19 protein-coding genes are annotated in these 21,248 nt (G+C 66.0%); 15 read left to right on the top strand and 4 right to left on the bottom strand.

The window, feature by feature from the left end; translation table 11 throughout:
* Positions 1-5: 5 nt before the first annotated feature.
* The gene (gene rnhA / locus C1717_RS06400) at positions 6-494 is read right to left on the bottom strand and encodes a ribonuclease HI (protein WP_102372409.1); all 489 of its coding nucleotides are present in this window, start codon (positions 492-494) and stop codon (positions 6-8) included.
* A gap of 407 nt (positions 495-901) precedes the next feature.
* On the opposite strand from rnhA, the gene C1717_RS06395 reads away from it, so the two are divergent.
* Both C1717_RS06395 and C1717_RS06390 read left to right on the top strand, forming a co-directional pair.
* Entirely contained in the window at positions 902-2,194 is a 1,293-nt protein-coding gene (locus tag C1717_RS06395) for an aldo/keto reductase (RefSeq protein ID WP_102372408.1), read from the top strand.
* A 1-nt stretch (position 2,195) separates the two neighbouring features.
* Positions 2,196-3,068, top strand: coding sequence for a deoxyribonuclease IV (locus C1717_RS06390; protein ID WP_102372407.1), 873 nt, complete (start codon positions 2,196-2,198; stop codon positions 3,066-3,068).
* Between the two features lie 73 nt (positions 3,069-3,141).
* On the opposite strand, the gene C1717_RS06385 is transcribed toward C1717_RS06390, so the two are convergent.
* Together C1717_RS06385 and C1717_RS06380 are read right to left on the bottom strand one after the other, a co-directional pair.
* Complete coding sequence (locus C1717_RS06385; RefSeq protein ID WP_102372406.1) at positions 3,142-4,407, bottom strand: glycoside hydrolase family 3 protein; 1,266 nt, start codon at positions 4,405-4,407, stop codon at positions 3,142-3,144.
* A gap of 156 nt (positions 4,408-4,563) precedes the next feature.
* On the bottom strand, positions 4,564-5,766 hold the full coding sequence (locus C1717_RS06380; protein WP_102372405.1) for an iron-containing alcohol dehydrogenase: 1,203 nt from the start codon (positions 5,764-5,766) through the stop codon (positions 4,564-4,566).
* Between the two features lie 204 nt (positions 5,767-5,970).
* Here C1717_RS06380 and C1717_RS06375 point away from each other — a divergent pair, with 204 nt between their 5' ends.
* The 5 genes from C1717_RS06375 to C1717_RS06355 all read left to right on the top strand — a co-directional run bounded on the left by C1717_RS06375 (position 5,971) and on the right by C1717_RS06355 (position 10,877).
* Positions 5,971-6,801, top strand: a complete 831-nt coding sequence (locus C1717_RS06375; RefSeq protein ID WP_102372404.1) for an HAD family hydrolase — start codon at positions 5,971-5,973, stop codon at positions 6,799-6,801.
* 126 nt (positions 6,802-6,927) lie between these two features.
* Positions 6,928-8,622, top strand: coding sequence for a glucose-6-phosphate isomerase (gene pgi / locus C1717_RS06370; protein ID WP_102372403.1), 1,695 nt, complete (start codon positions 6,928-6,930; stop codon positions 8,620-8,622).
* Positions 8,623-8,681: 59 nt separating this feature from the next.
* Positions 8,682-9,338, top strand: a complete 657-nt coding sequence (locus tag C1717_RS06365; protein WP_102372402.1) for an SGNH/GDSL hydrolase family protein — start codon at positions 8,682-8,684, stop codon at positions 9,336-9,338.
* Between the two features lie 134 nt (positions 9,339-9,472).
* Positions 9,473-10,147 carry an HAD family hydrolase gene (locus C1717_RS06360; protein ID WP_102372401.1) on the top strand — a complete coding sequence of 225 codons (675 nt, stop codon included), beginning with the start codon at positions 9,473-9,475 and terminating at the stop codon, positions 10,145-10,147.
* Complete coding sequence (locus C1717_RS06355; RefSeq protein ID WP_102372400.1) at positions 10,140-10,877, top strand: GntR family transcriptional regulator; 738 nt, start codon at positions 10,140-10,142, stop codon at positions 10,875-10,877. Before C1717_RS06360 ends, C1717_RS06355 begins: the two co-directional genes overlap by 8 nt.
* 210 nt (positions 10,878-11,087) lie before the next feature.
* Here C1717_RS06355 and C1717_RS06350 read toward each other — a convergent pair whose 3' ends face one another.
* Entirely contained in the window at positions 11,088-12,056 is a 969-nt protein-coding gene (locus tag C1717_RS06350; RefSeq protein ID WP_146003666.1) for a hypothetical protein, read from the bottom strand.
* Between the two features lie 793 nt (positions 12,057-12,849).
* On the opposite strand from C1717_RS06350, the gene C1717_RS06345 reads away from it, so the two are divergent.
* The 8 genes from C1717_RS06345 to C1717_RS06310 all read left to right on the top strand — a co-directional run bounded on the left by C1717_RS06345 (position 12,850) and on the right by C1717_RS06310 (position 21,133).
* A complete protein-coding gene (locus C1717_RS06345) occupies positions 12,850-14,310 on the top strand; it encodes a YfcC family protein (protein ID WP_102372398.1) in 1,461 nt (486 codons plus the stop codon).
* Between the two features lie 10 nt (positions 14,311-14,320).
* On the top strand, positions 14,321-15,877 hold the full coding sequence (locus C1717_RS06340; RefSeq protein WP_102372397.1) for an amidohydrolase family protein: 1,557 nt from the start codon (positions 14,321-14,323) through the stop codon (positions 15,875-15,877).
* A 69-nt stretch (positions 15,878-15,946) separates the two neighbouring features.
* Positions 15,947-16,804 carry a sugar phosphate isomerase/epimerase family protein gene (locus tag C1717_RS06335; RefSeq protein WP_102372396.1) on the top strand — a complete coding sequence of 286 codons (858 nt, stop codon included), beginning with the start codon at positions 15,947-15,949 and terminating at the stop codon, positions 16,802-16,804.
* Between the two features lie 95 nt (positions 16,805-16,899).
* A complete protein-coding gene (locus C1717_RS06330) occupies positions 16,900-17,868 on the top strand; it encodes an SIS domain-containing protein (protein WP_102372395.1) in 969 nt (322 codons plus the stop codon).
* Positions 17,869-17,993: 125 nt separating this feature from the next.
* Positions 17,994-18,863: a PfkB family carbohydrate kinase gene (locus tag C1717_RS06325; RefSeq protein ID WP_102372394.1), complete on the top strand. Its 870-nt coding sequence runs from the start codon at positions 17,994-17,996 to the stop codon at positions 18,861-18,863.
* 61 nt (positions 18,864-18,924) lie between these two features.
* The gene (frlD, locus tag C1717_RS06320; protein WP_102372393.1) at positions 18,925-19,725 is read left to right on the top strand and encodes a fructoselysine 6-kinase; all 801 of its coding nucleotides are present in this window, start codon (positions 18,925-18,927) and stop codon (positions 19,723-19,725) included.
* Between the two features lie 115 nt (positions 19,726-19,840).
* Positions 19,841-20,701: an amidohydrolase family protein gene (locus C1717_RS06315; protein WP_102372392.1), complete on the top strand. Its 861-nt coding sequence runs from the start codon at positions 19,841-19,843 to the stop codon at positions 20,699-20,701.
* Positions 20,702-20,704: 3 nt separating this feature from the next.
* Positions 20,705-21,133 carry a secondary thiamine-phosphate synthase enzyme YjbQ gene (locus tag C1717_RS06310; RefSeq protein ID WP_102372391.1) on the top strand — a complete coding sequence of 143 codons (429 nt, stop codon included), beginning with the start codon at positions 20,705-20,707 and terminating at the stop codon, positions 21,131-21,133.
* Positions 21,134-21,248: the final 115 nt, after the last annotated feature.

Genomic DNA, 21,248 nt, shown 5'->3' with positions numbered 1-21,248 from the left:
GCGCGTTAATCTGCATCGGTTTCAGCGAATCCGGTATCGATGCTCAGTGTACCCGAATCCGCGGCGGTGGTCGCAAGCTCGTCGCAGCGCTCGTTCAAGCTGTGGCCGGCGTGGCCCTTCACCCAGATGAACGTCACCTGGTGCGGCTCCTTGGCGGCGAGCAGTCGCTGCCATAGGTCGACGTTCTTCACGGGCTTCTTCGCAGCGGTCTTCCATCCACGGCGGATCCAGCCGTCGATCCAGTGGTCGTTGAAAGCCTTCACAAGGTATTGGGAGTCTGTGTGGAGCTCGACGTCGCAGGGGCGGTTGAGCGTCTCGAGCGCGACGATGGCGGCGAGGAGCTCCATACGGTTGTTGGTCGTGCGCTCGAAGCCCTGCGAGAGCTCGCGGGTGAATGTCTCGCCCTTGCTGTTGGTATAGAGCAGCACGGCGCCGTACCCGCCGTTGCCGGGGTTCCCGCGGGCAGCTCCGTCGGTGTAGATGGTGACTTTCACGTGCCGGCCTTTCTCGTATGCGCCGGGCTCTCTTGGAGCGTGCCGTGCGCAACTGGGGCGTGTCGTGCGCAACCATGATACGCCAAGCTCCGGTGCGCGTCCCTGGCGCTTTGCGGAGCGCTTACGTTTTGTTTGCGAATCGCTTGTACGGGGGTCCTATGGTTTGTTCCAAGGGGTCCGCTGAGGATAGACCGGGGAAGCCAAATGCACCGACGGGGTGCTGAAAGGGGTTCGGAATGGGCGAGACGCTCGCGATGATCTTGCTGACGGCCGGCGCCGTCGTGGCGTTCATGGCGTCGGAGGCGGTGCGCGAGATCGAGCGCCGCAGCGAGATCGCGGAGGACGCGCTCGAGTAGGGCGCTCTTCGCTACAATACGGGCTACCGTATCGTCGTCGCGAGGGGCCCTATGCAATACCGTACCGATCCTAAGAGCGGCGAGCGCATCTCGGCGCTCGGCCTTGGCTGCATGCGCTTCCCGCGCGGCGTGCTTGGAGCCATCGACCAGGAGGCGGCCGAGCGCATCATCGCCCGTGCTGCCGAACAGGGCGTCAACTATCTCGATACAGCCTATCTCTACCCTGGCAACGAGGCGTGCGTGGGGGCTGCGCTCGAGCACCTGGGCCTGCGCGATCGGTTCCTGATCGCCACCAAGCTGCCCCATGCCTCGTGCAAGAAGGCGGCTGATCTCGACCGCTATCTCGACGAGCAGCTGAAGCGCCTGCGCACCGATCGCATCGATTACTACCTCATGCACAACGTGACGAGCCCCGCGCAATGGGAGCGCCTCGTTGGGTTGGGCATCGAGGCGTGGATCGCGCGGCAGAAGGAGCGCGGTCGCATCCGCCACGTTGGCTTTTCGTATCACGGGAGCGCAGGCGACTTCACGACGCTCCTCGATGCCTACGATTGGGACTTCTGCCAGATCCAGTACAACTATGCCAACGAGACGTACCAAGCGGGCACGGCGGGCCTTAAGGCGGCGGCTGGGCGCGGGCTAGCCGTCTTCATCATGGAGCCGCTCTTGGGCGGAAGGCTTGCCGACAAGCTCCCGGACCGCGCTCGCCGCGTGCTCGATGGCGCCGAGGAGCGCGTGCTCGCGAGCGCCGCGGGCTCGGTGCCGCTCGATGCTCCGGCGGCATGGGGGCTTGCCTGGGTGTGGGACCACCCCGAGGTCACGATGCTGCTCTCGGGCATGGCGTCGCCCGCGATGGTGGACGATAACGCCGCCATCGCCCAGGTGGCGCTTCCAGGGTGCCTGAGCGGTGGGCAGCGCGCGGCGATCGGGCGCGTGCGCGAGGTCTTCGAGCAGTCGAACCGCGTGCCGTGCACGGGATGCAACTATTGCATGCCCTGTCCGCACGGCATCAACATCCCCGGGTGCTTCGCGGCGTACAACGCCTCGTACGCCCACGGGTGGTTCACGGGCGTCTCGCAGTACTTCACCGCCTCGGCCATACGCAGCGGCCACCCGCGCCTGGCGAGCAACTGCGTGCGATGCGGGGCGTGCGCGAGGCATTGCCCCCAGCATATCGAGATCCCCGACCGCTTGGTCGACGTGCGCCGGCGCCTTACCCCGGGTCCGGTGGGAGCCATCCTGTCCCGTATCGCCGGTCGCGCCGATGATACCGGCTCCGGGCGCGGGGCTGCCGCCGGCTCCGGGCGCGGCGGCGCCTCCCGCGGGCAGGGGAAGGAGTGCTAGCGTGCTCACCATCGGCTGCCATCTCTCGATCGCGAACGGTTACGCGGCTATGGGCGAGACCGCGCTATCCATAGGGGCCAACACGTTCGCGTTCTTCACACGCAACCCGCGCGGCGGCAACGTGCGCGCGCTCGATCCCGACGATGTCGCCGCGCTCGCGCGCACCATGGAGGATCACGCGTTCGGGCCGCTCGTCGCGCACGCTCCCTATACCTACAACCCGTGCTCCGCGAAGGAGGGCGCGCGCACCTTCGCGCTGGGTGCCATGCGCGAGGACCTCGAACGGCTGGAGCTGCTGCCGGGCAACTACTACAACTTCCACCCCGGTGCGCATACCGGTCAAGGTGCGCAACATGGGATGGAGCTCATCGCCGAGACGCTCTGCCAGGTGATGTTTGCCGGCCAGCGCACCTGCGTGCTGCTCGAGACCATGGCGGGCAAGGGCACCGAGGTGGGTCGAACGTTCGAGGAGATCGCTGCCGTGATCGACGCCGTGGAGGCGCGTCGCGGGGAGCTTGCGGGTCGCCTTGGCGTGTGCCTCGACACCTGTCATGTGAGCGATGCGGGCTACGACATCGTCCACGACCTCGACGGCGTGCTCGCCGACCTCGACCGCACGGTGGGGTTGGAGCGCCTGCGCGCCGTGCACCTCAACGACTCCAAGAATCCCTGCGGGGCGCATAAGGACCGCCATGCGCGGATCGGCGAGGGATATCTGGGAGATCCTGCGCTCGGCGGCGGACCGGAGGTCTTCGCTGCGATCGTGCGGCACCCCGCCTTGCGCGGCCTGCCGTTCATCCTGGAAACGCCCAACGAGCTCGATGGCTACGCCCGCGAGATCAGCCTCATGCGCGAGCTCTCGGCGGATTCATAAGGCGCCCCTCGTCGGCGGGCCTGCGCATGCCCGCCGGTCGGCAGGCCAGCGAATGCCACCCCGCTCGGTCCCGCTACGCGATGATCCCGGCGCTCTCCTTGAGCTCGAGCGCGCGCTTGACGCTCTCGTCGATGCGCTCCTCGCTCAGGCGCCCGTCGTTCACGGCGGCGACGACGCCTGCAACGGCAGAGCGAAGATCGGGCGTCATGAGCAGGATGTCGCCGCCCGCCTCGAAGTAGCGCACGGCGGCGTCTGCAGCTGAGAAATTCTGCGTGATGGCGCCCATGCCAAACGAGTCGGAAATGATGACGCCCTCGAAGCCGAGCTCGCCGCGCAGGATGTCTCCCATCATGAAGGGGGAGAGCGACGCCGGCAATCCGTCCGCTGCGAAATTAGGCGTTTCGATATGGCCCACCATCACCATCGGGCAGCCCGCCTCGATGGCGGAGATGAAGGGCTTGAACTCGCAGGATTCGATTTCCTCGCGCGTGCGCTCGGCATAGACGGCGCCCGTGTGCGAATCGCCCGCGGTGTCGCCGTGGCCGGGGAAGTGCTTCACGCACGGCAGCGTACCCGTCTCGAGCATCGCTGCGACCTCGGCGGCGACCATCTGCGCCGCGAGGTCGGCATCGGAGCTGAACGAACGCGCGCCGATGGCGGTGTTGTCGGGGTTGGTGAGCACGTCGGCGATCGGCGCGAAGTCCAGGTTGAAACCGATCTCGCGCAGGTATGTACCGATGGTCTCGCCGACGTGCGCCGCTTGGGCGGGATCGCCGGTCGCGCCGATCTCGGCCATGTTGGGAAAGCGCTCCACATCGAAGAGGCCGCAGTTCGCGACGCGCGCAACGAGCGGGCCGCCTTCCTCGTCGATCGAGAGGAACGGCGCCACGCCCGCGCCCGCGCCGAGGCCGAGCTCGCGCGTGCCCGAGAGGAGGTTGCGCACCTGCTCGGCGCGGACGAGGTTCTTGCGGAAGTAGCAGAGCCCGCCCACGGGGATCTCGGCGAGGGAACGCTTGGTCATGTCGCCGGCGATCGTGGCGGTGGACGCCCCGGTGAGCTGCTCGGGTGTGACGATGAAGAGCTGGGCGACCTTCTGCTCGAGCGTCATGGCGGCGAGCAGGCGCTCGGCTGCCGTGGGCTCCGGTTCTGCCTGCTCGGCCTGCTCGGCGGAGCCATGCTGCGCCGCAGGTCGGTCCCATACGGTGGCGTCGCCGTCATCGGGCAGCAGGCCGCTATCCGCGAGCGCGCTGCAGCCTGCCGTCCCCGCTGCCAGGCCGGCGAGCGTGCCGGCAGCGATGAGGCTGCGTCGTGTGATGGCGGGTCCGTTCGAGTTCAGCATGGATCTCCCAACCGGTTGATGGCGTGCGCCTGATGGCTTGCGCCGTTCGATGGCGGTCAAAGGCATGAGCATGCCATACGGCTGGTCGTCGCACAAGGTTCGCCCGCCCTCATCAGACGGGCCTCAACGGCAGGCTGTAGGAGGCGCCGCCGTGTCCTACAGCGCGCTCGCGTAGATGGCGCGGGCGTCGTCGAGCGTGAGCTGCTTGAAGCTCCCGAAGACCTCGCCGCGGTTGATCTTGAGGCCGGGGAGCATCTTGTCGATGTCCTCCTCATGCACGCCGAGCTCGCCCAGGGTGCGCGGCATGCCCAGCGACACGAAGAATTCCTGCAGCTCGTCGATGGTGGCGGTCACAGCGTCCTCGATCGCCTCGTCGCTCTCGTCGACAGGCTCGATCTCGAAGACCTCGTAGGCGAAGGAGAGGAAGCGCTCGGGGTGCTCGCGCCAGACGTAGCGCATCCACGCCGGGAAGACCACCGCGAGGCCGGCGCCGTGCGTGATGCCCGTGTCGAGGGCCGAAAGCTCGTGCTCCAGGCCATGGCAGGTCCAGTCGCCGTCGCGCTTGCCGGGGATGTTGGTGCCGCAGCCCGCCAGGCCGTTGTGCGCGAGCGTGCCCGCCCACATGAGGTTGGCGCGTGCGTCGTAGTCGCTCGGATCCTCGAGCGCGCGCGGCGCGGTCTCGATGACGCTCCTGATGATGCCGCAGGCGATGTGGTCGGTCACCGGAACCCCCGGCTCGCCGGAGAAGAAGCGCTCCATGACGTGGGACATGATGTCCGTAGCGCCCGCTGCGGTCTGGTAGGGCGGCAAGGTGAAGGTGAGCTCGGGATCGAGGAAGGAGATGACGGGGCGGTTGAGATCGGTGTTGATGCCGCTCTTGAGGTGCTCGGCGTCGTTGCTGATCACCGAGGAGTTGGATGCCTCGGAGCCCGAGGCGGGGATGGTCACCACGGCCGCGACCGGCACGTGCGCGGCGGGCTTGACGCCCCGGACGAAGAAGTCCCATACGTCGCCGTCGTAGGGTACGCCGAGGGCGATCGCCTTGGCGCAGTCCATGGCCGAGCCGCCGCCCACGGGCAGCACGACATCCACCTGCTCGCTGCGTGCGAGCTCGATGCCCTGGCGAACGAGGCCGATCTCGGGGTTGGGGCGCACGCCGCCGAGCTCGACGTGGGAGATGCCCGCTTGGTCGAGCGATGCCTTCACACGGTCGAGCGTGCCGGTGCGCACGACGGAGCCCTGGCCAAAGACGACGAGCGCCTTGGTGTACCCGGCCTCGGCGAGGTGCGCGCCCACCTTATCGGTCACGCCGCGGCCGAACACAATGCGCGTTGGAGAGTAGAAGCTGAAGTCGTTCATGGAGTGCCCCTTACGTTTACGGTCGTATGCGATGCCGCGTTGCCGTTCAGCCGCGAGGCGTGCGGTCGCGGCGCCAGGCGGGTGCTGCCCGTCTTCTGCTAGCGTCATGGTAGCTCAAGAACATTTATACTGCGAAGGGGAAACCTGCAAGACCGCGAAGGGAACCTATAAGGCTCCGAAGGGCGCCTACGAGAGGGGAATGCAATGTCAGAGGCCGCGCCTCAGGTGAAGCTCATCTTGTCCGATATCGACGGGACCATCATGCCCGCCGGCACGCACTGCGTGTCCGAGCGCACGCGGGCGGCGTTTCATGCCGCGATGGAGGCCGGGCTTGCGATCGGGCCGGCGAGCGGGCGCGGCGTGGGTCAGATTCCCGCGTTTTTCTCGGGTGACGCGGCGTGCTGCGCGACCTGCATCGCGACGAACGGCCTCGAGGGGTATCTAGAGGGCGAGCGGATCTTCGAGAAGCTGCTCCCGCACCGCGCCCTCGAGAGGCTCGTGGAGGTGCTCGCCGAGATTCCCGGCTCGGGGCTTGTGGTTTTCGAGGGGACGACGCCGCAGCTGTGCTCGGGCTCCCTCGATGATCTGTACAAGATCGTTCCCGCCTATGGGAAGACCTGCGAGGTCATAGATGGCCTGCCTGACCGAGCGGTTCTCAAGGCGAACGCGTTCCTGCCCACCGACCTCGATGGGTCGCGGGCGTTCTCCGACCGGCTGAACGCCGCGGTGGAGGGCCTCGACTTCGACGTTCCCATGGCGGGCTTCTTGAACATCATGCCCGCCGGGTGGAACAAGGGCGAGGGCGTGCGGGAGCTCGCGCGGCACTTGGGCGTCTCGCTCAACGAGGTCGTGGTTTTCGGCGATGCCGGCAACGACCTCACGATGTTCGCCGTCGCGGGTCATCCGGTCGCCGTGGCGGGGGCGATGCCCGAGGCCGCGGCAGCTGCGCGGTGGCATATCGGCCGCTGCGAGGACGACGCGGTCGCCGCTGCCATCGAGGTGCTCGCCGCGGGTGGTTGGCCGTTTACCGCGTAGCGCCCAACGCGCGCCGGCATGCTGCGTTCAGCCGCCGCTGTGCCGGGTCGCTGCGGTAGAATAAAGTATCTGTGACGAGGCCGCCCTCACCGCGCCGCGCTCGCCAACATCGATAAGGAGGAAGCCATGCCAACTGTTCCCGAACCCATTGACGCCGTCCAGACCGCTGCCTGGAAAGCTTTGCAGGAGCACCACGACGCCCTCGTCAAGGAGGGGATCGACCTCAAGGGTTGGTTCGCCGCCGATCCCGACCGCGTCGAGAAGCTCTCCTTCACGGCAGGCGACCTCTTCTTCGACCTCTCCAAGAACCTCATCACCGATGAGACGGTGAGGCTGTTGGCCGACCTTGGCCGTGCCGTCAAGCTCGAGGAGCGCCGCGACGCTATGTATGCGGGCGCCCATATCAACACCACCGAGGATCGTGCCGTGCTGCACACGGCGCTGCGCCGCCCCAAGGAGCAGGCGGGCTCGCTCATCGTGGACGGCCAGGATGTCGTAGCCGATGTGCACGAGGTGCTCGACCGCATGTACGCCTTCGCCGAGCGCGTGCGCTCCGGCGAGTGGAAGGGTGTTTCGGGCAAGCGCATCGAGCATCTGGTTTCCGTGGGCATCGGCGGCTCCGACCTGGGTCCCGTCATGGCCTACGAGGCGCTCAAGCCCTATGCGGACGCCGGCATCGACTGCCGCTACATCTCCAACATCGACCCCAACGACGCGGCGGAGAAGCTCCGCGGCCTCGACCCCGAGACCACGCTCGTGATCATCGTCTCCAAGACGTTCACCACGCTCGAGACGCTCACCAACGCGCGCGAGGTGCGCACGTGGATGCTCGACGCCCTCAAGGCCGCTGGTGCCATCGACGGTTCCGAGGCCTCCCAGGCTGACGCCGTGAAGAAGCATTTCGTCGCCGTGTCCACCGCGCTGGACCTCGTGGCCGACTTCGGCATCGACCCCGAGAACGCCTTTGGCTTCTGGAGCTGGGTGGGCGGCCGCTACTCCGTCGACTCCGCCGTGGGCCTCTCGCTCATCGTGGTGCTCGGTCCCGAGCGTTTCCAGCAGTTCCTCGCCGGTTTCCGCGCGATCGATGAGTATTTCGAAGAGACCCCGCTCGAGGAGAACGTCGTCGCCCTCATGGGCCTCATGAACGTGTGGTACGTGAACTTCTTCGACTCCAAGACCCATGCGGTCCTGCCCTACACGCAGTACCTGCACCGCTTCCCTGCCTACCTGCAGCAGCTCACCATGGAATCCAACGGTAAGCATGTGCGCTGGGACGGCACGCCGGTCACCTCCGCCACGGGCGAGGTGTTCTGGGGCGAGCCGGGTACGAACGGCCAGCACGCCTTCTACCAGCTCATCCATCAGGGCACGCAGATGATCCCCGCGGACTTCATCGCGTTCGCCAACACGGCGCACCCGGTCGAGGACGGCGGACAGGACGTGCACGAGCTGTTCCTGGGCAACTTCCTCGCGCAGACCAAGGCCCTCGCCTTCGGGAAGACGGCTGACGAGGTTCGTGCCGAGGGCACGGCCGAGTGGATGGTGCCCGCGCGCGTGTTCGCCGGCAACCGGCCCACGACTTCGATCATGGGCGACGAGCTCACGCCGTTCGCGCTGGGCGAGCTCATCGCGCTCTACGAGCACATCACGTTCGTGCAGGGCACGGTCTGGGGCATCGATTCCTACGACCAGTGGGGCGTCGAGCTTGGCAAGCAGCTCGCCAAGCAGATCACCCCTGCCTTCCATGACGACGCCGCGCTCGCCGAGCAGGACGCGAGCACGCGCTCGCTCATCGCGTTCTACCGGGCGCATCGTCGCTAGATGACGCTGCCGGCGCCTCCGTCACCCGGGGGCGCCGCATTCTTCTTGGAGGAGTGACCATGAGAAACGTCCTGTGCTTCGGCGACAGCAACACCTTCGGGTTCGACCCCGCGGCGGCCGCCGCGGGCACGGGCATGCGCTACCCCTTCGAGCAGCGCTGGCCCGGCGTGCTCCAGGGCCTGCTCGGCGAGGGGTGGCACGTGATCGAGGAGGGGCTGTGCGGGCGCACGACCGTTCACACCGACCCCTACGAGCCCTACCGGTGCGGCGCGGCGGCGCTGCCCTACGCGCTCGAGAGCCACCAGCCGCTCGACGCCGTGGTGATCGCGCTCGGAACGAACGACTTCAAGACGCGCTACGGCCTGCCCGCCGCGGACATCGCGCGCGGCTTCGAGTCGCTCGCGGGCATCGTGAAGACGTACCCGTGGGGGCAGGGAAGCCGCGTGCCGCACATCGTGATCGTGGCGCCGCCCCATCTGGGGGAGGGCGTCGAGCAGGTCGTGCTCTCATCGTTCGACGAGCGCTCGGTCGCCGTGTCGCACGAGGCGGGGCGCTGGTGCCGGGTCATCGCCGAGGAGCAGGGGTGCGGCTTCGTCGATGCCGCGCTCGTCTGCGAGCCGAGCGAGATTGACCACATCCACCTCACCCCCGAGGGGCACGCGTCGCTTGCCGCCGCCATCGCCCGCGAGCTGACCGTGGCGTTCCCCGGGTGCTGACACCCGGGGCGTGATGGTTCCGCCGACTCGGCGAAATAGGCTATGATACTCACAGGTTCCGCGCGGCCGCATGCCGTGCGGTTGCCGTGCGCGCCCGCGCAGTCCGTCCGACCGTGAGTTGCCGAGGAGTTGCCATGCCGACCGCCTTCCCGTTTCGCGCCGTGATCTTCGATATGGACGGCGTGATCGTCGATACGGAAGCTGCGTACATCGTCGAGCAGCGCGTCTTCCTCGACGAGCATGGCATCGACGTCCCCACCGAGGAGCTCAACGCCATGGTCGGGACCTCGCACCAGACGTTCGTGAACGCGCTCGTGGACTGGTGGGAGCGCGGCGGCTACGGCACCTTCACCCCCGACGAGGCCTACGCCCGCTTCGAGGAGTGGAGCAGCCGCTACGTCTACCACTACCGCGACCTGCTCAACCCCGGCGTCGTCGAGACCCTCGACGAGCTGGCCCGCCGCGGCGTGCGCCTCGCGCTCGCCTCGTCGTCACGCATGGACAACATCCTCGACGTGCTCGGCCAGTGCGGCATCACCGACCGCTTCGAGGTGATCGTGAGCGGCGAGCAGTTCCGCGAGAGCAAGCCCGACCCCGAGATCTACCTGCACGCCATGGAGCGCCTGGGCCTCACGGCAGACGAGTGCTGCTGCATCGAGGACTCCGAGGTGGGCATCACGGCGGGCAAGCGCGCCGGGCTCACGGTCTTCGCCAAGCGCGAGGAGCGCTTCGGGTTCTCCCAGGCGGCGGCAGACCAGATCATAGATTCCGTTCCCGACCTTCTGAATGTGACCCGAAACCATGAATGAGAAGATGACCAAGGGGGCTGCGGTCCCGCTGTACCAGCAGGTGATGGACAACATCCGCGGCGAGATCGAGGCGGGCACCTACGCGCCCGGCTCGCAGATTCCCACCGAGCTCGAGCTCGCCGAGGCCTACCAGGTCGGCCGCGTCACCGTGCGCCGCGCCATCGAGGAGCTCGTCTACGAGGGCTACCTCACCAAGCAGCAGGGTAGGGGAACCTTCGTGAACGCGCCCAAGCTCGTGCGCAAGGTGCGCCAGGAGGCCGATGTCCAGAGCTTCAGCGAGGCGTGCCGCGTGAACGGGATGAGGCCCACGTCGCGCCTCGTCTCGCGCCACGTGGTCCCCGCGAGCAAGGAGATGGCTGCGTTCCTCGGCCTCGAGGAGGGCGCCGATCTGCTCGCCGTCGTGCGCCTGCGCATGGCGGACGGCGTGCCCGTCATGTTCGAGAACAACTACTTCCCCTATGAGGAGTTCAAGTTCCTCGAGCAGGAGAACCTGGGCGGTTCGTCGTCGATCTTCGAGGTCGTCCGGGCGCATACCGGCCGCTACCCCGAGAACTCCGGCGACTGCACGGTCGAGATCGCGCGCGCCGACCAGGAGACCGCGTCCTACCTCGCGGTTCCCGCTGGCGAGCCGCTCTTCTTCATGAAGGTCGACTTCCTCGACGGCGCGGGCCAGCCGTTCTTCATCGGCCGTCAGTACATCGTGGGGTCGCGGTTTATCTTCAGCATCTGATCGACGCCGAATCCTTGATCAGCTGCAACTCGATCCGTGGGGGTCGCCTACGCCGTATGCACACGGCTGTTTGGTCCATCGTTCGATAAAGAATACTGTGTCCTTTTTCGCATTTCCGGTCCCCACGGTCACATCTAGCATTGTTTATCAGGCATTTTGATTTAGATAATGCTGGTCTTTCGGACATCGTTGATTTGACCCACAGTATTCCTACCTGAAATGGGGAGCTCGCTTGACGGAATAGCTCCCGAGAGTCCACCAATCGATGAGCACGGAGGCGCGTAGCTCGAGTTCTTTCTTTTTAAGCGATGCGCTCTTCGCCTTCTGGGGCTTGTTGAGCAGTTTCGCAAGGAACGCCGCAACATATTCCAAACGTTTCGCGTCGTAAATCTGGTCGCCGCGCAACCTGATCAATGTGATGCCCATGCTTTGAAGCGCCAGCGCCCTGTTGTCGTCATGCGCTGCTCGATCGTTTCCATCATGAAACGGTCCGCCCTGGCACTCTATGGCAATAGGCCCATGATATTCACTGCCCTCGAGGTACAGGTCTATAGTGCAGACATTTTGCCGGGCAATGGTGCGGGCCCGCCTGCTCAACACGATGCGCTTGTTGTGCTCGAACGGGCCCATGCCCCAGCCGCCTTTGCGTCGCGACATACCGAGCAGCATGCTGCTTTGCACCTCCAACGGTGACGACGCGATGCCATGGACGTCTTTCAGCGCCTGATTCAATTTGTGCACGCCCGTGCAGTTTTGCATCTCAAGCGCGAGATCGCGAAGTTCATCGATGGTTAGCAGCGGTGGGCGCTGCCAAAGATCGGTGAGCTTCCCCTCGGTGTCCAACGATGGCCGCCATCCGTCCACGATAGGGAGACGGCTCGCATCGACCAGCCTTTGGAGCTCCTCGCGTATCTCCCTAGGAGGACGATAGACGCTGAACGTACCGACGAGTTCATGGATGAGCATCGTAAGCTCTACGGTGGGTATGACTGAGGCTAAGCAGATCGTCGTGAACAGGGGAGACGTGACGGAAAGCGAGTAATCGGTCTCTTCGATCGCGCCGGGTGGGAGGCGCTGCGTCCAGGAATGGTATACGCATAGGCTGCTTGCATGGACCAGCCTTTTCTCGGGGACCAACAGATGCAGCGGTTTCTCGATGGCCCCGAACGGATGCTCCATGCGAACCAGCCTTCTCTTGTCGTTGCCGGTAAGAAGGCTGGGATAGTTCTCAACGAGCTCGTGCACTATCGGCGGAGTCCGGTGGAATTGCAGCGCGGACGTATGTGAAAGAATCGGTTCCATGAGGTTAGCGTATCCGATGCCGCCATCTGAACGCATCGGCTTCGGCCCAAAGGGCAAACAGAATACGCGCAGGTTCTCGCACAAAGCTACCCGAAATCCAACACAGTTGTTTCCTCAATCTTGCCTGTGCTGTTCCCGGCTTCGCTGCGATTCCGACGGTGAACACGTGCGCCTCGGTGCATCACCGATTTCCGCAGAATGTGCACAGACGAATCAAGGACAAATCGTGAACGACTGCGCGCCGTAAGGGGCCGATGATCGTTCGAACAAGAATACTGTGGCTTTTGGGCTACAGCGCGTCGACACGCGACGGTTCCCTGGAAAAAGGCCAGGAAACGGAGGCGTCAAAGTCCGCTGCAGCGCCTCGGAACGAAATGACCCACAGTATTCTTGTCCGAACGACACCTTTGCGCGGTCTGAGTGCCGTTCCGAGTGCGATGACGGAAATCAATGCGTTGTCCGAGCGCGTCACGATGCCTCGAGACCGTTCGGCGGCGATTCGATACCGTTCGTGCAATTGGCGGAAGCGCCGGAGCCAAGCGCCTTGACGCATAAGAAAACTGCTGGTAAAAAATAGAACATCTTAGAACGTTTGTCCTAAGCCGGACGGGGGTGCGGGGCATGCGTGATAGGGGCAAGCCATACGGCATCGAGGAAATAGGAGGGAACTATGTCCGAGACAACGTCCGTAGAGCCCAAGAAGAAGTTCCAGTTCAGACTACCGCATGTGTACACGATCGCGTTTCTGCTGATCGTGCTTTTTGCTATTCTGACGTGGATCGTCCCTTCGGGCCAGTTCGACCGTGAGGTCATCGAGGTCGCCGGTTCCGAGCGCGAGGTCGCCGTCGCCGGTACCTACCAGGAAGTGCCCAAGGTCTACACCGACGAGGTGACCGGCGAGACGGTCGACCTGCGCCAGGGTGTCCCGCAGGTGCTGCAGGCCTTCACGCTCGGCATCCAGGGCGCTGCCGACGTCGTGGCCTTCGTGCTGCTCATCGGTGGTGCATTCGCCATCATCAACAAGACCGACGCCATCAACGCCGGCCTCTCCCGTGTCGCTCGTAAGCTCAAGGACAAGGACGTGCTCATCATCCCCGTCACGATGACGCTCCTGTCCATCTGCGGCACCACGTTCGGCATGTCCGAGGAGGCGCTGCCGTTCTATGCCATCTTCATCCCCGTCATGATGGGCATCGGCTACGACTCCATGACCGCGTTCCTCATCTGCTTCATGGGTCCGCAGATCGGCTACATCGCCTCGACCCTGAACCCGTTCAACGTCCTGATCTCCCAAGGCATCATCGGCATCGAGGGCAACCCGCAGCTCGGCCTGCGCTTCGTCGTGTGGATCGTCTTCACCGCGGCCGCCATCTTCTGGGTCATGCGCTACGCCCGCCGCGTGAAGAAGAACCCCGAGTCCTCCATCACCTATGAGGACGACAAGCAGAAGCGCGTCGAGTTCGCCGTCGACGACAATGACGACGACGCGCCGTTCACCCTGCGCCAGAAGCTCGTGCTCGTGATCTTCGCCGCTGGCATGGGCCTCATCGTCTGGGGCCTCGTGACCCAGGGCTGGTACATGAACGAGATTTCCATGGTCTTCATGGGCATGGGCATCCTTTCCGGTATCGTCGGCGGTCTTGACGAGAAGACCATGGCCGAGGAGTTCGTCGCGGGTCTCGCCGACTTCTCCTATGCCGCCTGCATCATCGGTATCGCCCGCGGCATCCTGGTCATCGCCGAGGCCGGCATGATCATCGACACCATCCTGAACGGTCTCGCCACCGCGCTGGCCGGCGCCCCCGCGCCCGTCTACACGACGCTCATGTACCTGGTGCTCGGCTTCCTGTCGATCCTGGTGCCCTCGAGCTCCGGCCTCGCCGCGCTCACCATGCCCATCATCGGCCCCCTGACCGAGCTCATGGGCGTCAACCCCGAGGCTGCCGTAACCGCGCTCGTGATGGCCAACCAGACCATCAACACCATCAGCCCGACCGCCGGCATGACCGTCGCAGGCCTCTCCGTGTCGAAGATCTCCTTCGGTCAGTGGTGGAAGACCTGCTGGAAGTTCATGATCTTCCTGGTCGTCGGCGGCCTCGTGGTCACCGCTATCTCCGGCATGCTGGCCTAAGGAGCATCTGATGTCCGATTCCAAGATCGTTCTCACCTCGCGGTGCGTGTTCACCGCGACCGATGGCGAGCCCTTCGACGGCTTCGTGGCCATCGAGGGCGAGCGGATCGCCGCCGTGGGCAAGGCCGCTGACGCCGCGCCCTACATCGAGGCGGCCGACGAGGTCTTCGACCTCGGCGAGGGCACGATCATGCCCGGTCTGGTGGATGTGCACACGTTCTTCACCGGTTGGGCCCTGCGCACGCTCGGCGCCGATCTCTCGGGTGCCGCCGACGGCGCCGCCGTGGCCGCCGCGATGCGCGCCTGGAAGGACGCGCACGAGGCCTGTCCGGGCGCCTTCGGGCACGACCTGCCCGAGAACCTGCTCGACGCCGCGACCGAGGCCCTCGAGGCCGAGTTCGGCGCCGTGCCCGCCGTGGCCTTCACGGAGGGCGCCGGGACCTGCGCGCTCAACGCGGCTGCCCGCGAGCACTACGGGTTCACGCCCGAGGCGTGCTACTCCGAGATGGTCTGGCGCATGATGCCCGAGTTCCTGGCGCTGCCCGAGGTGCGCGCCCAGTACACGGATTACATGGCCATGCTCAACGCCCGCGGCGTCACCGCCATCAAGGAGATGGCCTTCGACGACTACTACGGCTTCGCCGACGAGATGGAGCGCCGCGAGCAGGCAGGCGAGCTCACCGTCCGCGTCTCGATGATGAGCCAGCCGGTGGGCGAGGGCGCGAACCTCGACTACGCCCGCGCCGCCCGCGATCGCTTCACCGGACCGTTCGTCCGCTTCTCGGGCTTCAACCGCATGACCGACCGCGGCGTGTGGGCGGGCCTGGCCGAGATGATCGAGCCGTACGAGGATACCGCGGAGGAGGGCGCCGCCGGCAAGACCGTCGTGGAGCCCCCCGAGTGGGACCTCATCGAGGGCGAGCTCAAGGCCATCGACGCCGAGGGCTTCCGCTACTCCCTGCACTGCCAGGGCGACGGCGCCGTGCGCCACACGGTCGCGCTCTACGACGCGCTGCCCAAGGGCGCCGACGGCAAGCTGGCCCATCGCCACGCCATCACCGACCTCGAGAACTCCGACCCCGCCGACCTCGAGCGCTTCGGCGCCATGGGCGGCATCTGCGAGGTCTACCCGCAGATCCTCACGCTCGACAAGCGCGAGGACTGCCTGTCGATGATGCGCACCCAGATCGGCGAGAAGCGCCTCGAGCACAGCTGGAACCGTCGCGGCATGGAGGATGCCGGCTGCACGGTGTGCTGCGGCACGGACCTGCCCCTGCTCATCCCGAGCATCGGTGAGTCCATCTACAGCGCCTGCGGCGGCTACTTCGACGACGGCCTGCCCGTGAACCAGGGCAACACCCTCACGGTGGCCGAGCTCCTGCGCGCCTGGACCTACGGCGGCGCCTATGACTGCCTGCGCGAGGACGACTTCGGCACGCTCGAGGCCGGCAAGTACGCCGACATCTGCGTGCTCGACCGCAACGCCTTTACGGTCGATCCGAAGGACGCCCGCGACATCCAGGTGGCGCTCACCGTCTCCAACGGCAAGGTGGTCTATCGCGCCTAGCCGCACGCGCTCGGATCGAAACGACGTGCCCGGCGCCCCGGCGCCGGGCACCCAGGGAAGGGAGTATCAATGGCAGACACCGAGAAGAAGCCCTATCTGCGCCGTGAGCAGGTAGCGGGCATGAACATCCACTACATCATGTGGTCGCTCGATTACTTCCTCGACACCCAGCAGCGCCTGGGCTTCAAGTCCCTCGAGCTGTGGTGCGCAGAGCCCCACGTCACGCTCGACCACACGGGCTACTTCGAGGCCGAGGTCATCGCCAAGAAGGCGGCCGACCGCGGGCTCAAGATCCGCACCCTCTGCCCGGAGAACGTCGTCTATCCCTACCAGTACGCCGCGCGCAAGCCGCTCCATGCCGAGCGCAGCGTGAGCTATTTCAAGCACGGCATCGAGCTCGCCGAGGTCCTCGGCGCCGAGCGCATGTCCATCAACTCCGGCTGGGGCGATTGGGACGAGGACCGCGAGGAGGCGTGGAAGCGCAGCCGCGAGCACCTCTCCATCCTGGCCGAGTACGCCGGCGAGCACAACATCATGCTCACCATGGAGAGCCTGCGTCCCGAGGAGAGCAACCTCGTGACCACCGTCGCGGACGCCAAGCGCATGATCGACGAGGTGGGAAGCCCCTACCTCGAGCCGATGATCGACACCACGGCCATGGGTGTCGCGGGCGAGACGCTCGAGGACTGGTTCGAGGCCTTCGGCGACGACGCCTTCCATGAGATGCACTTCATCGACGGCGACCCCTACGGCCACCTGGTCTGGGGCGACGGCAAGCACGACCTGGAGGCGTGGATCCGCACGCTCAACGAGCACCACTTCGAGGGCGTGCTCGGCCAGGAGATCACCGACGGCAAGTACTACGACGACCCCGCCGCCGCCGACGAGCGCAACATGAAGGCATTCGAGCCCTTCTTCATCGACTAGCGCACGCGCCCGCGCGAGCGCGCCATAGTTTTACGTGAACAGGGGGGGCGCACCCCGCCCCCTTGGAGAAAGCTGTACAGAAAGGCGGTATCCCTATGAACGCACATGACCTTATCAAGGAGACCATCGAGAAGCACGGCGGCATCGACACCGTGTACTTCCTCGCCTGCGGCGGCTCGCTCATCGACCTCATCCCGGCCAACGCGCTGCTCCAGCGCGAGGCCAAGAACATCGTGAGCTGCGCCTACACCGCCCGCGAGTTCGACATCATGCGCCCGGCGCGCCTCGGCGACAAGACCCTCGTCATCGCCTGCAGCCACAGCGGCAACACCCCCGAGGTCGTCGACGCCTGCAACATCGCGCTCGAGGCCGGCGCCTCCATCATCGCGCTGACCGACAACGCCGGCTCCAAGATCGACACCGGCAAGTGGACCACCTGGGTCTACCCGTGGGGCGAGGGCGTGCCGCAGGCCGAGGTGCCCGCGGGCATCTCCCTCTCGCTTGCGGCCGAGCTGCTCGACCAGCAGGAGGGCTTCGCCGACCTGGCCGACCTCTACGCCGGCATCGCCAAGATGGACGAGATCCTGCCGCCCGCGCGCGAGAAGGTCAACGCCGAGCTCGGCGAGCGCTTCGCGGCGCTCTGCCAGGACCACAAGTTCCTCTACATCCTGGGCTCGGGCCCCAACTACAGCCAGACCTACGGCTTCGCGATCTGCTCGCTCATGGAGATGCAGTGGCAGAGCTGCGCCTACATCAACTCCGCCGAGTACTTCCACGGCCCCTTCGAGGTGACCGAGCCGGGCGTGTTCTACTTCCTGCAGATGGGCTCCTCCGAGTGCCGTCCCATGGACGAGCGCGCGCTGGCGTTCCTTGAGACCCACACCGACACCCTCATGGTGCTCGACGCCAAGGAGTACGGCATGGAGCAGGTGCCCGCGAGCGTGCGCGCCTATCTCGACCCGATCCTGTTCTACGCCATGAACTGCGAGCTCCGCGCCGCCCGCGGCAAGGTCTTCGACCATGACCCGGATGTCCGCCGCTACATGGGTATCGAGAAGTACTAACCCCTCCTCCTCACGGCGCGGCCGCCAAGGTGGCCTCGTGCGGCCGCGCCCCCTCATTCGCCGCGGCAGGGTCCTGTTCCAGCCAGGGTTCCCGCCGTCGACGGACCTACTGATTGGAGCAAACCATGGCAACCTATCCCATCAGCGTGCTCGGCTTCGGCGATAACGTCGTCGACAAGTACGAGCACATCAAGACCATGTACCCCGGCGGCAACGCGGTGAACTTCGCCGTGTTCGCCAAGAAGCTCGGGGTCGAGCGCAGCGCCTACATGGGCATCTTCGGCTCTGATGCCGAGGCCGAGCACGTCATCACCTCCCTTGAGGAGGAGGGCGTCGAGCTCATGCGCTGCCAGCAGGTCGTGGGTGTCAACGGCGCCGCCCGCGTGACCGTCGACGAGACCGGCGACCGCATCTTCCTGGGTTCCAACGAGGGCGGCATTCGCGGCGACATGCGCTACGTGATCGATCGCTTCGCGGCCGAGTACGTGCGCGGGTTCGACCTCGTGCACAGCGGCAACTACTGCTTCACCGAGCGCGAGCTCCCCAAGATCAAGGAAGCCGGCGTGCCGATCAGCTTCGACTTCTCCGATGACTCGACGGACGAGTACTTCGAGCAGATCGCGCCCTTCGTGACCTACTCCTTCATGTCCATGGGCGACGCTCCCATCGAGGACATCAAGGCCAAGCTCGAGTGGATCAAGGGGCTCGGCCCCGAGATCGTGTGCGCCTCGCGCGGCAGCAAGGGCTCCGTCGCCTATGACGGCGAGAACTTCTACGAGCAGGGCATCAAGCCCGTCGCGCCCGAGGAGCTCAAGGACGCCATGGCGGCAGGCGACTCGCTGCTCACGGCGTTCTTGGTGACCTACCTCGCCAAGAAGAAGGCCGGCGAGGCCGGTCCCGACGCGATTCGCGCCTGCCTCGACTTCGCAGCCGGCTTCGCCGCCGACACATGCAAGATCGAGGGCAGCTGGGGCCACGCCAAGGTCTACGCGTAAAGCCATCTGCCATGCGGCGGGGTCCCAAGGGGCCCCGCTGCCCTTATCGGGAGGAACCATCATGACCGTCAAGGTTTGCGCGGCGGGCTTCTGCTGCGCCGACGTCTACAAGAAGCTCGACATCTTCTATCCCACCGGCAACGGCATCGACTGGGGCGTGCACCTCGCGCGCGCGGGCGTGCCCGTGTCGGTCGTCTCGGTCGTGGGTACCGACGAGTACGGCACCGCCATGCGCGAGGCGCTCTCCGCCGAGGGCATCGACATCTCGCACCTGCGCACCGAGGAGGGCCAGACCTGCGTCATGCTCATGGACCTCAAGAACGGCACGGACCGCGTGCACCTCGAGGCCATCGACGGCGTCATGGAGCACTACGCCCTCACCGACGAGGACGAGGCCTTCGTGCTCACGCACGACGTCATCCACACGGACCTCTTCGGTAACTGCCTGAGGCTCTTGCCCGAGTGGCACGAGGCGGGCAAGACCGTCGTCATGGACTTCTCCGTCTTCAGCCAGGACCCGGAGTACGAGTGCGAGAAGCACTTCCCCTATGTGGACTACGCTTTCATGTCCTTCGAGGAGGACACGCCGGAGCTGCGCGCGTGGGTCAAGCACGTGCAGGAGCTGGGACCTAAGGTGGCCGTTGCCACGCTCGGCGACAAGGGCTCTGTCGCCTACGACGGCGAGCGCTTCCACGAGTGCGGCATCGTCGAGTGCCCTGAGCTCGTGAACACCGTGGGCGCCGGCGACTCCTACATCGCGGGCTTCACCAAGGCCATGCTCGACGGCAAGGACGTCGACGCCTGCATGCAGGCGGGCGCCGAGCTTTCATCCAAGGTCATCGGCCTGTTCAAGCCGTACTAGCGGTGAGGCGGCGAGCGGCCCGTGCACGGCGGGCCGCTTGCCCGGGCGCCGCGCGCGCGGCGGGTTCGCCGCCGATCCGGCCCGTGCATCCGTGAGATATCTGTAAGGAGGCCCCATGGTCATCGATATGCTGGTCCACCCGTTGCTCTACGGGGATATCTACAAGCCGGGCGACGGCCCGGAAGGCTTCGCGTTCTGGGAGCGCGAGTACGGTATGGGGCACATGGGCCCCATGGATTGGGAGGAGATCGAGGTCGAGCTCAACGCCGGCGACGTCCAGCTGAGCGCGCTCATGCCCATCGACGCGACGACCGCCTCGGGCGGGTGCTTCGCCACCAACGAGCAGATCGCCCAGATCGTCGCGGCGCACCCCGACCGCTTCATCGGCTTCGCGAGCGTCGACCCGCACTGTCCGGACGCCGCCGAGAAGCTCGAGCGGGCCTTCCGCGACCTGGGTGCCCGCGGCCTGTCGCTGCACCCGGCCAAGCAGGGCTTCGCGCCCGACGACCCGCTCGCCGAGCCGCTCTACGAGCTCTGCGAGACTTACAACCGCCCCGTGGTGTTCCACGCCGGCATGTCCTGGGAGCCCAAGGCGCCGCTCGCCCAGAGCCACCCGCTCGCGTTCGAGCGCACCATCATGGACCATCCGAACGTGCGCTTCAGCCTCACGCACTTCGGCTGGCCCTGGGTGCGCGAGACCGTGGCGATGCTGCTCAAGTACCCCAACTGCTACGCCGACACCTCGATCACCTACCTCGACTCCCCCGAGGAGATGATGAGCCGGCTCTTCACCGTCGACATGGGCGAGCACTGGTTCGAGCGGAGCTTCTCGCACCAGGTGATGTTCGCGAGCAACACGCCGCGCTTCCGCGCGTTCAAGCTCAAGCGCGCACTCGACGCGGTGCCCATGCCCGACGACGTCCGCGAGCTTCTGTACAGCGGCAACGCGCTCAGGTTCCTGAACGGGGAGGAGTAGGCCATGGTTACGCTGAAAGAGCTGAGCTACCTCAGCACCGAGCCCGATCAATTCATCGACATCACCGAGGACGTCCACGCGGCGGTGGAGTCGAGCGGGGTCACCGACGGCCTGGCCGCGGTCATCCTCTCGCACACCACCTGCGGCATCGTGGTGAACGAGGGCCTGCCCTGCGTGGAGAAGGACCTCGGCGCGGCGCTCGACCGCATCGCGCCGCTCGACGCGCCCTACGCGCACGCGCACTTCCTGCCGAGCTACGGCGCCACGGGCAACAACTCGCAGGGGCACATCAAGAGCATGATCACCGGCAACAGCTGCTTCTTCCCCGTGAAGGACGGCAAGCTCGTGTGCGGTGGCGCGCAGAACATCTACCTCGCCGAGTTCGACGGCCCGCAGCGCCGCCGGATCTACGTCGAGGTGCTCGGCGAGTAGCCGGGCGGGTATATATCGCGTAAGGGCCCGGAGTCCCCGTGCCGTGCGAGGGAGCGCGGTTCGCGGCCTGCCGGGACCGGATACGGATTCCCCCGTCGGGTGGTCCCGCCCGACG

Origin of the sequence: Enorma phocaeensis (assembly GCF_900186505.1) — a bacterium.
Classification (GTDB): Bacteria; Actinomycetota; Coriobacteriia; order Coriobacteriales; family Coriobacteriaceae; genus Enorma; species Enorma phocaeensis.
The sequence above is the reverse complement of the archived record's forward strand: the minus strand, read 5'-3'. Positions and strand labels throughout refer to the sequence as shown.

Excerpts from the sequence above, each read along its gene's own strand:
- pgi (WP_102372403.1), top strand. The coding sequence starts at position 6,928 with ATGCCAACTGTTCCCGAACCCATTGACGCCGTCCAGACCGCTGCCTGG.
- frlD (WP_102372393.1), top strand. The coding sequence starts at position 18,925 with ATGACCGTCAAGGTTTGCGCGGCGGGCTTCTGCTGCGCCGACGTCTAC.
- C1717_RS06340 (WP_102372397.1), top strand. The coding sequence starts at position 14,321 with ATGTCCGATTCCAAGATCGTTCTCACCTCGCGGTGCGTGTTCACCGCG.
- C1717_RS06380 (WP_102372405.1), bottom strand. The coding sequence starts at position 5,766 with ATGAACGACTTCAGCTTCTACTCTCCAACGCGCATTGTGTTCGGCCGC.
- C1717_RS06355 (WP_102372400.1), top strand. The coding sequence starts at position 10,140 with ATGAATGAGAAGATGACCAAGGGGGCTGCGGTCCCGCTGTACCAGCAG.
- C1717_RS06345 (WP_102372398.1), top strand. The coding sequence starts at position 12,850 with ATGTCCGAGACAACGTCCGTAGAGCCCAAGAAGAAGTTCCAGTTCAGA.
- C1717_RS06375 (WP_102372404.1), top strand. The coding sequence starts at position 5,971 with ATGTCAGAGGCCGCGCCTCAGGTGAAGCTCATCTTGTCCGATATCGAC.
- C1717_RS06360 (WP_102372401.1), top strand. The coding sequence starts at position 9,473 with ATGCCGACCGCCTTCCCGTTTCGCGCCGTGATCTTCGATATGGACGGC.
- C1717_RS06365 (WP_102372402.1), top strand. The coding sequence starts at position 8,682 with ATGAGAAACGTCCTGTGCTTCGGCGACAGCAACACCTTCGGGTTCGAC.
- C1717_RS06310 (WP_102372391.1), top strand. The coding sequence starts at position 20,705 with ATGGTTACGCTGAAAGAGCTGAGCTACCTCAGCACCGAGCCCGATCAA.
- C1717_RS06335 (WP_102372396.1), top strand. The coding sequence starts at position 15,947 with ATGGCAGACACCGAGAAGAAGCCCTATCTGCGCCGTGAGCAGGTAGCG.
- C1717_RS06325 (WP_102372394.1), top strand. The coding sequence starts at position 17,994 with ATGGCAACCTATCCCATCAGCGTGCTCGGCTTCGGCGATAACGTCGTC.
- C1717_RS06330 (WP_102372395.1), top strand. The coding sequence starts at position 16,900 with ATGAACGCACATGACCTTATCAAGGAGACCATCGAGAAGCACGGCGGC.
- C1717_RS06385 (WP_102372406.1), bottom strand. The coding sequence starts at position 4,407 with ATGCTGAACTCGAACGGACCCGCCATCACACGACGCAGCCTCATCGCT.
- C1717_RS06395 (WP_102372408.1), top strand. The coding sequence starts at position 902 with ATGCAATACCGTACCGATCCTAAGAGCGGCGAGCGCATCTCGGCGCTC.
- C1717_RS06315 (WP_102372392.1), top strand. The coding sequence starts at position 19,841 with ATGGTCATCGATATGCTGGTCCACCCGTTGCTCTACGGGGATATCTAC.
- C1717_RS06350 (WP_146003666.1), bottom strand. The coding sequence starts at position 12,056 with ATGGAGCATCCGTTCGGGGCCATCGAGAAACCGCTGCATCTGTTGGTC.